Origin of the sequence: Pseudoduganella sp. RAF19 (assembly GCF_052114165.1) — a bacterium.
Classification (GTDB): domain Bacteria; phylum Pseudomonadota; class Gammaproteobacteria; order Burkholderiales; family Burkholderiaceae_D; genus Rugamonas.
The window spans coordinates 285,358-298,800 of the sequence record NZ_JBFREF010000008.1 but is presented as its reverse complement, the minus strand read 5'-3'; the positions used below and the strand labels follow the sequence as shown (position 1 = coordinate 298,800).

The 13,443-nt window shown below is 61.6% G+C and carries 16 protein-coding genes; 10 read left to right on the top strand and 6 right to left on the bottom strand.

What is annotated here, in order from left to right; translation table 11 throughout:
• Positions 1 to 16: 16 nt before the first annotated feature.
• Positions 17 to 292, bottom strand: a complete 276-nt coding sequence (locus tag AB4Z19_RS22330; RefSeq protein ID WP_442036032.1) for a hypothetical protein — start codon at positions 290 to 292, stop codon at positions 17 to 19.
• A 138-nt stretch (positions 293 to 430) separates the two neighbouring features.
• On the opposite strand from AB4Z19_RS22330, the gene AB4Z19_RS22325 reads away from it, so the two are divergent.
• The 3 genes from AB4Z19_RS22325 (at position 431) to AB4Z19_RS22315 (ending at position 4,374) form a co-directional block, all read left to right on the top strand.
• On the top strand, positions 431 to 1,195 hold the full coding sequence (locus tag AB4Z19_RS22325; protein ID WP_442025572.1) for a methyltransferase domain-containing protein: 765 nt from the start codon (positions 431 to 433) through the stop codon (positions 1,193 to 1,195).
• Between the two features lie 94 nt (positions 1,196 to 1,289).
• Positions 1,290 to 4,160 (top strand): bifunctional diguanylate cyclase/phosphodiesterase, encoded by a 2,871-nt coding sequence (locus AB4Z19_RS22320; RefSeq protein WP_442036030.1) that lies wholly within the window; start codon positions 1,290 to 1,292, stop codon positions 4,158 to 4,160.
• A gap of 25 nt (positions 4,161 to 4,185) precedes the next feature.
• Positions 4,186 to 4,374: a hypothetical protein gene (locus AB4Z19_RS22315; protein WP_442025574.1), complete on the top strand. Its 189-nt coding sequence runs from the start codon at positions 4,186 to 4,188 to the stop codon at positions 4,372 to 4,374.
• A gap of 83 nt (positions 4,375 to 4,457) precedes the next feature.
• Here AB4Z19_RS22315 and AB4Z19_RS22310 read toward each other — a convergent pair whose 3' ends face one another.
• Complete coding sequence (locus tag AB4Z19_RS22310) at positions 4,458 to 4,925, bottom strand: acyl-CoA thioesterase (RefSeq protein ID WP_442025580.1); 468 nt, start codon at positions 4,923 to 4,925, stop codon at positions 4,458 to 4,460.
• 53 nt (positions 4,926 to 4,978) lie between these two features.
• The gene (locus AB4Z19_RS22305) at positions 4,979 to 5,737 is read right to left on the bottom strand and encodes a hypothetical protein (protein ID WP_442025575.1); all 759 of its coding nucleotides are present in this window, start codon (positions 5,735 to 5,737) and stop codon (positions 4,979 to 4,981) included.
• A gap of 80 nt (positions 5,738 to 5,817) precedes the next feature.
• Between AB4Z19_RS22305 and AB4Z19_RS22300 the strand changes: the two genes are divergently transcribed.
• Genes AB4Z19_RS22300 through AB4Z19_RS22290 form a run of 3 tightly spaced genes read left to right on the top strand, consistent with a single transcriptional unit; the run spans position 5,818 to position 8,878 of the window.
• Entirely contained in the window at positions 5,818 to 6,156 is a 339-nt protein-coding gene (locus tag AB4Z19_RS22300) for a YnfA family protein (RefSeq protein ID WP_442025576.1), read from the top strand.
• Between the two features lie 15 nt (positions 6,157 to 6,171).
• Positions 6,172 to 7,488, top strand: coding sequence for a M16 family metallopeptidase (locus AB4Z19_RS22295; RefSeq protein ID WP_442036028.1), 1,317 nt, complete (start codon positions 6,172 to 6,174; stop codon positions 7,486 to 7,488).
• 4 nt (positions 7,489 to 7,492) lie between these two features.
• On the top strand, positions 7,493 to 8,878 hold the full coding sequence (locus AB4Z19_RS22290) for a M16 family metallopeptidase (RefSeq protein ID WP_442036026.1): 1,386 nt from the start codon (positions 7,493 to 7,495) through the stop codon (positions 8,876 to 8,878).
• Positions 8,879 to 9,021: 143 nt separating this feature from the next.
• Here AB4Z19_RS22290 and AB4Z19_RS22285 read toward each other — a convergent pair whose 3' ends face one another.
• On the bottom strand, positions 9,022 to 9,381 hold the full coding sequence (locus tag AB4Z19_RS22285; protein WP_442025579.1) for a hypothetical protein: 360 nt from the start codon (positions 9,379 to 9,381) through the stop codon (positions 9,022 to 9,024).
• 66 nt (positions 9,382 to 9,447) lie between these two features.
• Complete coding sequence (locus AB4Z19_RS22280; RefSeq protein WP_442036024.1) at positions 9,448 to 9,585, bottom strand: hypothetical protein; 138 nt, start codon at positions 9,583 to 9,585, stop codon at positions 9,448 to 9,450.
• Positions 9,586 to 9,771: 186 nt separating this feature from the next.
• Between AB4Z19_RS22280 and AB4Z19_RS22275 the strand changes: the two genes are divergently transcribed.
• Positions 9,772 to 9,930: a hypothetical protein gene (locus AB4Z19_RS22275; RefSeq protein WP_442023111.1), complete on the top strand. Its 159-nt coding sequence runs from the start codon at positions 9,772 to 9,774 to the stop codon at positions 9,928 to 9,930.
• Here AB4Z19_RS22275 and AB4Z19_RS22270 read toward each other — a convergent pair.
• The gene (locus AB4Z19_RS22270; protein WP_442023112.1) at positions 9,917 to 10,081 is read right to left on the bottom strand and encodes a hypothetical protein; all 165 of its coding nucleotides are present in this window, start codon (positions 10,079 to 10,081) and stop codon (positions 9,917 to 9,919) included. The two genes, AB4Z19_RS22275 and AB4Z19_RS22270, sit on opposite strands and share 14 nt — an antisense overlap.
• Positions 10,082 to 10,238: 157 nt before the next feature.
• On the opposite strand from AB4Z19_RS22270, the gene AB4Z19_RS22265 reads away from it, so the two are divergent.
• The 3 genes from AB4Z19_RS22265 to AB4Z19_RS22255 are packed head-to-tail and all read left to right on the top strand — an operon-like array spanning position 10,239 to position 13,437.
• Entirely contained in the window at positions 10,239 to 11,081 is an 843-nt protein-coding gene (locus tag AB4Z19_RS22265) for an FAS1-like dehydratase domain-containing protein (RefSeq protein ID WP_442023113.1), read from the top strand.
• Positions 11,082 to 11,089: 8 nt separating this feature from the next.
• Complete coding sequence (locus tag AB4Z19_RS22260; RefSeq protein ID WP_442023114.1) at positions 11,090 to 12,247, top strand: acyl-CoA dehydrogenase family protein; 1,158 nt, start codon at positions 11,090 to 11,092, stop codon at positions 12,245 to 12,247.
• A gap of 11 nt (positions 12,248 to 12,258) precedes the next feature.
• Positions 12,259 to 13,437 carry a CaiB/BaiF CoA transferase family protein gene (locus AB4Z19_RS22255; protein ID WP_442023115.1) on the top strand — a complete coding sequence of 393 codons (1,179 nt, stop codon included), beginning with the start codon at positions 12,259 to 12,261 and terminating at the stop codon, positions 13,435 to 13,437.
• Positions 13,438 to 13,443 lie beyond the last annotated feature (6 nt).

Genomic DNA, 13,443 nt, shown 5'->3' with positions numbered 1-13,443 from the left:
GGCGGCGGAGCCGCGGTCAGATCTCGTGTTCGACGTTGGTGCTGCCGTCGCCTACTTTGCTGGCCCAGGCTTTGGTGAAGAGGTCTTTTTCCTCTTCGGAGGGAGTATCGTGCCAGAACACGATCAGGGTACCCTTGTGGTCGTGCAGCTGGCTGACCTTTTCGATGAAATGCTCCTTGCCCGTCATGTCCGCCAGGGCGGCGACATAGCCATACACGCGCGTCAGGCGCTCGATACGGTCAGGTTCGGTAAAGCTGTTGGTTGCGGTAATGGTCGGGTGATCTAAAAACATGCTCTTCTCCGTTCGGCCCCCGGGGGCATATGGTTGGCAATGTACCTATAAAAGTTGCTGATGTAAACGCGATCCCGGTACACTTGTCTCCAACCCGCCAGCTTATCAGAACATCATAGTTGACAACAAGTTAGCAAAATGTCTTCCGCTCTCAGCAAGCAACCACAGGTCCGACGGCGCGGGCGCCACGTTTCGCTCGAATTCACGCCGGGCGAGATCCAGAGCCAGATGGACCCGGCCGATCCCTACAGCCTGGTGCTGGCCTACGCCCGCGCCATGATGTGCTTCGTGCTGTTCAAGCCGCGTCCGCAGCATATCGTGATGGTGGGCCTGGGCGGCGGTTCGCTGGCCAAATTCTGCTACCGCTACCTGCCCAACAGCCGCATCACCGTGCTGGAACTGAGCGAAGACGTGATCGCCCTGCGCGAGCGCTTCAAAATCCCGCAAGACGACGAGCGCTTCAAGGTGATTCACGCCGATGCGGTGCGCTACATGCCGCAATTGCGCGACTCCGCCGATGTACTTCTGGTCGATGGCTTCGACGCCGAAGGTTTGCCGCCAGCCCTGACCAGCGCACGCTTTTACGCCGATTGCCGGCGCGCGCTACGGCCGGATGGCGTGCTGGTCGCTAATATGTTTAGTTACGATCCGCGCTACCCTTCCACCCTGGCCCGCCTGCGCGACTGCTTCCAGGAGCGCATCTGCCAGTTCACTGGCATCGCCGGCAACAACCGCATCGTGTTCGCCATCCGCCCCGGACGGACGCCCGGCATGCCCGCCAGCCGCATGCAGCGCAAGGTGGCGGCCTACGGCGGCTACGGCCCCGGCCTCGGCTTTGCCCTCGCCAACCGCCTGCTGGCTCACTGGACTGTTGCGCGCTTGCGCCGCACAGTTGACGTTTGAGCGGCAAATATTTCCACCATGCACCAATTTATGCCACACTGAAGGGCGCAGCCGGACGCCCGGTCTGGCATTTTTGCAACCATTCAGGGACGACATGGCGAATCGCCGCAGGAGAACATCGGTCTACGGAGCAGCCGCGCTGACATTTGGCGCCGGGCTTGCCGTTACCGCCATTCTCTTCGTCGCGGTCAGCGCCCTCGAATACGGCAAGCTGGAACTGGGTTTCCAGCAGCGCGCCAATGTGCGGGTGGCCGCCATTCGGCGCGGGCTGGACGACGCGGTGGAAGTGCTGAGCATGACCAATCAGCTGTTCCGCACCGTGGCGCCGGTGTCGCGCGAGCAGTTCCATACCTTCACCGAGCCCCTGGTCCTGCGCTATCCCTTCATCCAGGCCTTTAATTACCACCGCGTCGTCCCGCTGGCCGAACGCGCCGCTTACGAAGCGTCGATGCGGCCCCGCTATCCCGGCTTCACCATCACCGAGCTATCGGAATCCGGCATCGCGACCGCGCAGCAGCGCGACTTCTACAACGTGGTCGATTATCTGGAACCGCTGGAAGGCAATGAAATCGCGCTGGGACTGAATGCAGGCAGCAATCCCTCGGTGCGCAAGGCGGTCGACCGGATTCTGCGCACCGGACGCCCGGCCGCCACGGCCCTGATCCAGCTGGCTCAGGGTTCAGTGGGCAACCGCGGCTTTGTGATGATCATGCCGGTCTACCGTCCTGGCGCGCCCACCGAAACCTACGAAGAGCGCCGCGCGGCATGGATCGGCGACACCGCCGCCGTGATTCGCGGCCACCATCTGGTCTACACCATCCTGCAAAACAATGGCCTGCTGGACGATCCCCAGGTCATGCTGCGCGTGTACGCCGGCGATGCGCGCGATGCCGACAATCTGGTCTTCAGCCATGGCGTGCAGAACGAGCCGGAAAGCATTTTCGAAGGCCTGCACCGCGTGCTGGGACTGAACTATCGCGACCGTGATCTGCGCAAGTTCGATGTGCTGGGCACCTCCTGGAGCGTGCGCATCGACGCCCTGCCCCGCCCCTTCCTGGATGACCATCTCGGTTCGCTGGGCACGCTGCTGGGCGGCATCCTGTTCAGCCTTCTGAGCGCGGTGCTGGTGCACACGCTGGTGATGCGCTCGCGCCGGGTGCAGCTGCTGGTGGATGCGCGCACCGCCGATCTCCAGCGCAGCAACGAGCGGCTGAACGCGGACGTGGCGGCGCGCAAACACACCGAACGCGCCTTGCAGGACAGCGAACAGCGCTTCCGCCGACTGCTGGCCCTGTCCTCGGACTGGTACTGGGAGCAGGACTCGCAATACCGCTTCACCAATATCACCGGCGCCTTCTTCGAAAAAGGCCACCTGACCAAGGAAAACTACATCGGCCGCACGCGCTGGGAATCCTACCCGGAGATGCTGAACACCAAGTGGGGCCGCGAGCATATGGCCCGCTTGCAGGCCCGCCTGCCGTTCTCCAATCTGGAATACTCGATCGTCGGCAACGACGGCGTGACGCGCTGGTTCACCACCAGCGGCGAGCCGGTGTACGACGCGCAGGGTAATTTCAAAGGCTACCGCGGTACCGGCAGCGAGATCACGGGCCGCAAACTGGCCGAGCAGCGCATCCAGCATATCGCCCACCACGACGTGCTGACCGGCCTGCCGAACCGCATGCTGCTGCAGGACCGCCTGCAACAGGCCATCGCCTATGCCAACCGCTCCGGCCATCCGCTGTGGGTGATGCTGATTGACCTGGACCGCTTCAAGTTCGTCAACGACTCGCTGGGCCACAAGGCAGGCGACCTGCTGCTGAAGACCGTGGCCACGCGCCTGCAATCGAGCGTGCGCGAGAGCGATACCGTGGCGCGTTTGTCGGGCGACGAATTCGTGGCAATTCTGAGCGAGTATCCGGACGAGTCCCTGTCACCGGCGATCGTGGAGCGCGTGATGAAGGCGCTGGCGCAGCCGGTCATGCTGGAGGGTAAAGAGTTCTTCGTCACCTGCTCCATCGGCGTAGCGGTGTACGAGGCGGACGGCACGCCGGCCCAGCACCTGATCGAACACGCGGACATCGCCATGTATTCGGCCAAGAAGCGCGGCCGCAACTGCTTCCAGTTCTACCAGCCTGCCATGAACGAGGAGGCGCAGGAGCGCATCCGCATCGAGAGCGCGCTGCGCAATGCGCTGGAGCGCAATGAATTCGTGCTGCACTATCAGCCGCAGGTGGACATGGAAACCGGCCGCATTATCGGCATGGAAGCCCTGCTGCGCTGGCAGCATCCGGAACTGGGCATGGTGCCGCCGGCGCGCTTCATCGGTCTGGCGGAAGAAACAGGGCTGATCGTGCCGATCGGCGCCTGGGTGCTGCGCACGGCCTGCATGCAGGCCAAGACCTGGCACGACGCAGGCTTCAGCGGCCTGCGCGTGGGTGTGAACCTGTCGGCCCGCCAGTTCGGCCAGCAGAATCTGGTGGCGTCGATTGCGGGCGTGCTGGCTGAATCCGGCCTGCCTCCGTCCGCGCTGGAAATCGAGCTGACCGAAAGCCTGTTCATGAACGATGTGGCGCAGGCCGTCAGCCTGCTGCACGAGCTGAAGGCCCTCGGCGTGGCGCTGGCCATCGACGATTTCGGCACCGGCTACTCAAGTTTCTCTTACCTGCGCAACTTCCCTATCGATGTCCTGAAGATCGACCGTTCCTTCGTTTCGGACATCGCCACCGATGCGGATGATGCGGCCATCATCATCTCCATCATCGCCCTGGCCCACAACCTGAATCTGCGGGTGATCGCAGAAGGTGTAGAATCCGAGGAGCAGCTGGAATTCCTGCGCCGTCACGGCTGTGACGAAATGCAGGGTTATTATTTCAGCCGCCCGGTCGCCCCGCCGGAGTTCGAGCAGATGTTGCAAGAGGGCAAGCAATTGGATGGCGGGCAGCCGGCACTGCTGCGTGCCTGACCGCGCCGAAACAGGGAAAAGAAAAATGCAAACCACACCTCTGCACCGCCAACAGGTGCGCTCAGACCATCGCACGCGCGATGTAGTGAATCAGGCCATTGCCGCCCTGCCCGAGATCGGGCTGCGCCGCGCTGCCGAATTTCTGGCCGCCATGGGCGTGCCGCACCAGGTTGCCGTGCGCACGCTGATCTATCCTGACCAGCGCCGTGTTTAAGCATGCAACGGCGGATCGATGATCCGCCCTACCTGACACGATCCGGCGTAGGGCGGATCATTGATCCGCCATTTCAGCTCCGCCTACTTCTTCCTGGCCTGCGCCACCTGCTGCCGCGCAGCCTTGCGCAACTCGGCCTGTTCGAAACGCGCCTTCTGTTCCTCGGTTTCCGGCACCAGCGCCGGCACGGCCAGCGGCTTGCGGTCCTTGTCCACCGCCACCATCGTGAAATAACAGCTGTTCGCATGGCGCACCAGGCGCTGCTGGATGTTCTCCGTCACCACGCGAATGCCCACCTCCATCGACGTCCGGCCCGTGTAATTCACCGACGCGAGGAAGGTCACCAGCTCGCCCACATGAATCGGCTGCAGGAACATCACCTGATCCACCGACAGCGTCACCACATAGCTGCCCGAATAGCGGCTCGCGCAGGCATACGCCACGCTATCCAGCAGCTTCAGAATCGCGCCACCGTGTACGTTGCCGGAAAAATTCGCCATATCCGGCGTCATCAAAACAGTCATCGTCAGCTCGTGAGCCGACCAGTGCATCGGGCTTTCCATTTCAGGACATCCAGTTGTTGTAATGCCCCTAGCTTACCAGTTCAGCGCGCAGGCGGCGAAGCGGTGACTTTGCCGACGCTGAAAACGCCCGAAAACGCTGGATCTTCGCCGGACATGGCGATACCCAGCGCACCACCCGTGGGCTGGTTGCCCGACAAATCCATCTTGCCGCAATAGCCCGTGCAGATCCACGCAGTGCCCGCCTGGTAGCGTGCGTCCAGGCTGATCACCTTGCCAAGGCGCTCCTGAATGCGCTGGCCAAATGGCGCGCCGCCGATGCTGCTGAAGCGGCTTTTGCCCAACTGGGCGTGCAGGTTGCCGACCAGGACCAGGTTGTATGCCTTGTGCGAGTAAGCGGCCAGGAAGTTGCGCGCCATGGCCTGCCCGCGGTCCGCTTCACCGGCATCCGCATCGATACCGGACAGCGTCACACCGGGCGCCGGCAAGCCGCGCAGATCGCGGTACAGCGCCAGCATGGCCTGGCTCGCGCGTCCGTCTTCGGTCTTCCAATGCGGTGCGGACAGCAGCACCGGCTCATCCGCCTCCTTGCGCAGATAACGGCCCGCGGTCGCAGACTGCGAAGCCGGGAACTCAAGGAAGACGCGCACCTCCTCGCCATTGCTCACAAACTCGCGCACGCACTGGCTGAAGAACTTCGGAATCTCCGTCGTCCCATGCAGCTCACCAAAAATCACCGTACCCGCCTGCGGCATTTGCGCCTTCAGCGTGGAATAGCAGCTTGCCTGCGCAAGCGAAGTAACAGACCAACACACGGCCAGCAGGCCAATCGAAGTTCGCATAGGTAGATATCCCGATTTCGCCAGACCTTATTCGACCATATTTCTTCATAAACCACCACAAATGGCTTATGCTTGCCCGCATGCTGAACGTAGACCTGTTAAAAACCATTGGCCTGTTTTTCGTCACCGCCATTGCTGAACTGCTTGGCTGCTACCTGCCGCTGCTCTGGTTCAGCGGTAAAGGTCCCGCGTGGCTGCTGCTGCCGGCGGCGGCCAGCCTGGCGGCGTTTGTGTGGCTGCTGACCTTGCACCCGGCAGCAAGTGGCCGCGTGTACGCCAGCTATGGCGCGATCTACATTACCGCTGCCATCGGCTGGCTGTGGGTCGTCGACGGCCTGCGTCCATCGGCAACGGATCTGATTGGCGCGGGACTGGCACTGGCCGGGGCAGCCGTCATCAGCGCCGGTGCGCGCTCATAAAGAAAGGGAGAAACAATGAAGTGGAGACTATTGGCGGCGTCAATGGCGTATGCAGCGGCGTCCTATGCGCAAGCGGCGCTCACGGCGGATCAGGTGAAGTCGTTTACCCTGCCGAACGGAATGAAGTTCATCGTCCTCGAAAGCAGCGCGATTCCGAACGCGAATATGTACACCTTCTGGAAAGTCGGTTCGCGCAATGAAGCGCCCGGCATCACCGGCCTGTCGCACTTCTTCGAACACATGATGTTCAACGGCTCCAGGCATTACGGACCGAAGATGTTCGACCGCACCATGGAAGCCAAAGGCGGCGCGAACAACGCTTACACCAATAGCGACGTGACGGTGTATCAGGACTGGTTCCCTGCCAGTGCGCTGGAAACCGTGTTCAAACTGGAAGGCGACCGTATCGCCAGCCTGTCCATCGATCCTAAGATGGTGGAGAGCGAGCGCGGCGTGGTACTGTCCGAACGCAGCACGGGACTGGAAAACTCCAATGTGCGCATGCTGATGCAAGACCTGAACAGCGTCGCCTTCACCGCCCATCCTTATGCGATTCCCACGATCGGCTGGGAATCCGACATCAAGTCGTGGAACCAGAAAGACCTGGAGAACTACTTCCACACTTACTACACGCCCAACAACGCGGTGGCTGTGATCGTGGGCGATGTGAAAGTGGACAACGTGAAGCAGCTCGCAAACAAATACTTCGGCAGCATTCCCAAACGCCCTGTTCCGCCGGCCGTACGCACCAAAGAGCCTGAACAGAAAGGCGAACGCCGCCTGTTTATCGCCAAGGCCAGCGCCAGCGCGCCGAACGTGATGGTCGCTTACAAGGTGCCGGAAGCGAGCCACCCCGACTACTATGCGCTGGACGTGCTGCAAAGCCTGCTCGCGGACGGCAAGACTTCGCGCCTGTACAAGGCCCTGGTCGACACGCAGATCTCCAACAGCGTGTCCGCCTTCAGCACCGACGGTTTCGATCCCGGCCTGCTCTATTTCTACACCGTCTCCGCCGGCAATGTGGGCACCGACAAAATCGAAGAAGCGCTGCTGGCTGCGATCGACAAAGTGATCAAGGACGGCGTCACGGAAGAAGAACTGCAGAAGGTGAAGAACGCCAAGTTGCTGAACCTCTATCGCGCGCAGGAAACCATCAACGGCAAGGCGCTCCAGCTGGGCAATCACGAAGTATTCTTTGGCGATTACGGCAAGATGTTCGATGAACCTGCCCAATACGAAAAGCTGACCGTGGCCGATATCCAGAACGTGGCCGCCAAATATCTGAAGAAGTCGCAGCGCACCATCGGCGTGCTGGCCGCGAAAGAGGAGTGAACGAATGAATAAACTGATCGCACTCACCCTCGTTGGCGCCGCTGCGACCGCGCAAGCCGCCGACTTCAAGCTGCCCGCCTTTGAAACCACCAAGCTGCCGAACGGTCTTACCGTCTACATGATGGAGCGCCACGAAGTGCCGCTGATTTCCGTGCGTGCCGTGGTGAAGGCCGGCGCTGTGAACGACGGCCAGCAGCCCGGCCTTGCCAACCTGACCGGCGATGCCATCCTGCTCGGCAGCCTGACACACAACAAGGCCGCCATTGACGAAGCTTTCGACTTCCGCGGCGGTGTGCTGTCCGGCGGCAGTGGCACGGAACAGAGCACGGTGCAGGCGAACTTCGCTCAGAAGGACATCCCTGTCCTGCTGCCGCTGTTTGCTGAACTGATGCAGCAGCCCAGCTTCGACGCCAAGGAGCTGGACAAGCTGCGCGGCCGCAAAATGAATGTGCTGCGCCAGGCCAAGGAAAGCCCGCGCCAGGTGGCGGGCACCTATTACCGCGCCATGCTGTTCGGCGGCGCGGCATATGGCAATCCGCCAGGCGGCACCGTCAACAGCCTGGGCGCGCTGAAGCAGGACGATGTGCAAGGCTTCTACCAGCACTACTTCCGTCCCGATAACGCGGCCATCATTGTGGTCGGCGACTTCGATCCGAAAGCGATGCGCCAGCAGGTCGAGACGCTGTTCGGCCAGTGGCATGCGGAAGGCCCGGCGCCACAGCGCGCCGATTACGGCCAGGTGCATGCGGACAAATCGCGTGTGTGGCTGGTGAATAAGTCCGATGCGATCGAAACCACTTTCCTGATCGGCGGTCCGGGCATCGCGCGCAATGATCCGGACTATGTACCGCTGCAGGTGCTGAACACGATTCTCGGTGGACGCTTCACCTCATGGCTGAACGACGAGCTGCGCACCAATACCGGCCTGACTTACGGCGCCAGCAGCGCCTTCAGTCCTTTGTCGCAGACCGGCACTTTCTCGATCTCGTCCTTCACCGCGCTGCCGAAAACGGAAGCGGCGCTGGACCTGGCGCACAAGACTTACGAGCGGCTGTGGGACAAGGGCATCGACAAAGCTACGCTGGAATCGGCCAAGGCCTATGTGAAGGGCCAGTTCCCCCCGCGCTTCGAAACCAGCGAACAGCTGGCGGCCCTGCTGGGCGATATGTATGCGCTGGGTGTGAGCCGCGACCAGATCGACAACTTCATGCGCGATGTGGACAGCTTGACACCGGAACGCGCCAGGCTGCTGGTCGAGAAGCATTTCCCGCGCAAGAATCTGCAGACCGTCCTGGTCGGCAAGGCGGAGTCGATCCGCCAGATCGCTCAGAAGTATGGCGAGGTGACCGAGCTGGAAATTACTGCTGACGGGTTCCAGCCTAAACCCTAACCCCTAACCCCTGGTGGCAGCCACGATGTGGCAGCCACCTTGTCAGAGCCGCGGGTTTCGGCGAAGTGGCAGCCACCTTGTCAGAGCCGCGGGCTGCGGCGAAGTGGCTGCCACATCGTGGCTGCCACTAGGGCTTGCCGGTTTTAAAGTCCCTGCGCCTCGATATCTGCCAGGGACTCGCGTCCCTTGGCGGTGACTTCAAAGCCGCCTTCCACCGCAACGATGTGCGACTTCTTGCCGAGGAAAAGCGCCACATCCGCATCCACCGGCGCGGCAGTGTTATCGATCAGCGCTTTCAAGGTCATCACGCAGCGCCGCAGGAACAGGCGTTCCTTGCCCTGCTCCGTGAGCGTGATACGGCCGTCGCGGCCAAAGGAAATCAGTTTGATGCCGGACAGGCGCTTGCTGTTGCGGCCCACGCAAGCGCTAGGCTTGCCCTTGATGCCGCGGGCAACCTCGTCCAGCGCGTTGAATTCGTCGGTGCTTAATTTTTCGTTCTTCATTGCTTGCTAAATCCATGATGGGCTACTGCGGCCATCATGGTACGCGCCCACGCGGGGCGGAGCAAGCTACTTGAACGCGCGGAATGCCAGCCAGACGATGGCGAAGCCTGCCACTGCACCAATACACAACAGCGCCTGAGTGGTTCGCGTGTGCAGGTCGATACGGCGACCAAGGTAGATCTTGTTGTGCAGGGAATTGCCCATGATGGCCTCCGGTAGATCAATGAGACTGTCTATGACTAGATTATAGAAAGACTTTGATGACCCCCATGTGACAGTCAGCACAAAAAGACATAAATGTAGGCAGACGGCAACACTAGTTATCTGAAACCAACTTCGCGCCGCAAGCGCATTTGCCCTGCTAGGATGAATTGAAAGGAGGGACACACTATGAACCAGCCCTATGAGCCCGACGAATCCGAACGCCGCCATCACATGATGGACGAAGACGATATCGGCAGCGGCGAGAAATCGCCTGCCGAAAAAGAGACAGAGGAAGAAATCCGCAAGATTCCTCCCCTGCCGCCCGAAGCCCCTAAGCCTTCATAGGCGGCGGTTTCGGCATAGGCTCCTCGACAGGTGGTTCCACCGGCACCGGTTCGATGTCGGGGGGCGGCTCTTTATCCGGCGGCGGCGGCGGTGTTTCCGGATCGGGGGTGATATGCGCCTTGATGTCGATGTCGATGTCGATGTCGATCATGGGATTTCTCCTCGATAAACATTAGCAAAAACTTCACTTATTCTCATCAGATCGGGCGGCTTTTGGATTTATCAAGCCCCCCTTCCGAAAATACAAATTGTGGCGGCGTGTTGTGCGCCATACACTGGCTCAACGATTAATTCTTAATGAGCCGACAATGTCCGACTTCGATCTTTCCCTGCTACAGCAATGGGTCGGCAGGACCGAGACACTGCAGGACGTGGTGCGTCCGGAAGCCGTCGGCGCACTCGCCGCAACACTCGACACGCCGGCGCCGAACGCCATCCTGCCGCCGCTGTGGCACTGGATCAATTTCTGGTCGGTCGCACCGGCCGCGCAAATCGGCGACGACGGCCATCCGCGCCGCGGCGGTTTCCTGCCGCCGGTGCCGCTGCCACGCCGCATGTGGGCGGGCGGACGCCTGGCCTTCCCCGAGCCGTTACCGATCGGCGCGGCCATCAGCCGCACGTCGTCCATCCTGGACGTGAAGGACAAGGCTGGCGCCAGCGGGCATCTGGTGTTTGTCACCGTGCGCCATGAAATCCGTTGCAGCGGACGCATCGCCATCACTGAAGAACACGATATCGTCTATCGCGATATGCCGGCGCCCGGCTCGCCGCAGCCCGCGCCAAAATCCGCTCCAGCGCAGGCGCAGTGGTCGCGCGAAATTACTCCCGATCCTGTGCTGCTGTTCCGCTATTCCGCGCTGACCTTCAACGGACACCGCATCCATTACGACCGCAGCTACGTCACTGAAGTGGAAGGCTATCCCGGCCTGATCGTGCACGGACCGCTGATCGCCACCTTGCTGATGGAGTTGCTGCGCGCCGAACTACCGGCGGCGCGCGTGACATCGTTCAGCTTCCGCGCCGTGTCGCCGCTGTTCGACATCCATCCCTTTACCGTTTGCGGCCGCCCCGAAGGCAATGGCCGCGTGAGCCTGTGGGCACTGAACCACCGCGGCGAACTGGCCATGCAGGCCGAAGCCACCATTGAGTGAGAACGACAATGCACAACAACGACCAATACCAGGACATCCGCGATGCCGTGCGCGCTCTGTGCGCAGAATTCCCGGCCTCCTATTTCCGCGACGTCGACGAGGCGCGCGGCTATCCGGAAGCCTTCGTCAATGCGCTCACCGAAGCGGGCTGGCTGGCCGCGCTGGTCCCGCAGGAATACGGCGGTTCGGGCCTGGGCCTGACGGAAGCGTCGATCATCATGGAGGAGATCAACCGCAGCGGCGGCAACTCCGGCGCCTGCCACGGCCAGATGTACAACATGGGCACCCTGCTGCGTCACGGCTCCCAAGCCCAGAAAGAGTTTTATCTGCCGAAAATCGCCAGCGGAGAACTGCGCCTGCAATCGATGGCCGTGACCGAGCCAACCACCGGCACTGACACCACAAAGATCAAAACCACGGCCGTGCGCAAAGGCGACCGCTACGTGGTCAATGGCCAGAAAGTGTGGATCTCCCGCGTACAGCATTCCGACCTGATGATTCTGCTGGCGCGCACGACGCCGCTGTCGGATGTGACCAAGAAGTCCGAAGGCATGTCCATCTTCCTGGTCGATCTGCGTGAGGCGATCGGCAAAGGCATGAGCGTGCAGCCGATTCTCAACATGGTCAACCACGAAACCAATGAGCTGTTCTTCGAGAACCTTGAAATCCCGGCCGGGAACCTGATTGGCGAGGAAGGCAAAGGCTTCAAGTACATCCTGGATGGCTTGAACGCGGAGCGCACGCTGATCGCGGCAGAGTGCATTGGCGACGGCTACTGGTTTATCGACAAGGTCAGCAAATACGTCAGCGAGCGCGAAGTGTTCGGCCGTCCCATCGGCCAGAACCAGGGCGTGCAGTTCCCTATCGCGAAGGCTTACGTGAATATCGAAGCGGCAAACCTGATGCGCTACAAAGCTGCCGAACTGTTCGACGCGCACCAGCCCTGCGGCGCGCAAGCAAATATGGCCAAGATGCTGGCGGCGGATGCATCGTGGGAAGCGGCCAACGCCTGCCTGCAATTCCACGGCGGCTTCGGTTTCGCCCACGAGTACGACGTCGAGCGCAAGTTCCGCGAAACGCGCCTGTACCAGGTGGCGCCGATTTCGACCAATCTGATTTTGTCCTACGTCGCCGAGCACGTACTGGGCATGCCGCGCTCGTTCTGAGGAGATTGTTTATGCGACCACTCGACGGCATTACCGTAGTCACGCTGGAACATGCGATCGCAGCGCCTTTCTGCACACGGCAGCTGGCCGATCTCGGCGCACGCGTCATCAAGGTTGAGCGTCCCGGCGTCGGCGATTTCGCCCGCGCCTACGATGCACGCGCCCGCGGACTGGCTTCGCACTTTGTGTGGACCAATCGCTCGAAAGAGAGCCTGACACTGGACGTCAAACACGCCGCTGCGGATGAAATCCTCGGCAAGCTTTTAGACGAAGCCGACGTGCTGGTACAGAATCTGGCGCCCGGCGCTGCGGCGCGGCTTGGCCTGTCCTACGAAGCGCTGAAGGCAACGCATCCGCGACTGATTGTCTGCGATATTTCCGGTTACGGCGCGGATGGCCCTTATCGCGACAAGAAGGCTTACGATTTGCTGATTCAGAGTGAATCTGGCTTCCTGTCGATTACCGGCACGCCGGACGAACCGGCCAAGGCGGGCTGCTCGATTGCCGATATTGCGGCGGGCATGTACGCTTACACCAACATCCTCGCGGCGCTGATCCAGCGCGGCAAGACGGGCAAGGGCTGCCGCATTGACGTGTCCATGCTGGAGAGCCTGGCGGAGTGGATGAGCTATCCGCTCTATTACGCCATGGACGGCGCTTCGCCGCCGCCGCGCGCAGGCGCCGCACACGCGACGATTTATCCGTACGGCCCCTTCCCTGCCGGCGACGGCAAAGTGGTGATGCTCGGCTTGCAGAACGAGCGCGAATGGGCGCTGTTCTGCGAAAAGGTATTGTTGCGGCCCGATCTTGCCACCGATGCGCGCTTCGCATCCAACGCCAAGCGGCACGAGGCGCGCCAGGAACTGCGGGCGCTCATCGTTGAGACCTTCGCGGCACTCACCGCCGAGCAGGTCATCGAGCGTCTGGACCATGCGCAGATCGCCAACGCGCACATGAATTCCATGCACGATCTGTGGCAGCACGCGCAGCTGAAGGCGCGCGAGCGCTGGGTTGAAGTTGGTACGCCGGCGGGCGCAATGCCTGCCCTGCTGCCGCCGGGCGTGCCGAATACGTGGGAAGCACGCATGGACGAAGTGCCGGCGCTGGGGCAGCACACGGACACGATTCTTTCTCACCTCGGCTACGATGCCGCGTCGATCGCCGCGCTGCGCAGCCAGCAAGCTGTCTGAGGAGCC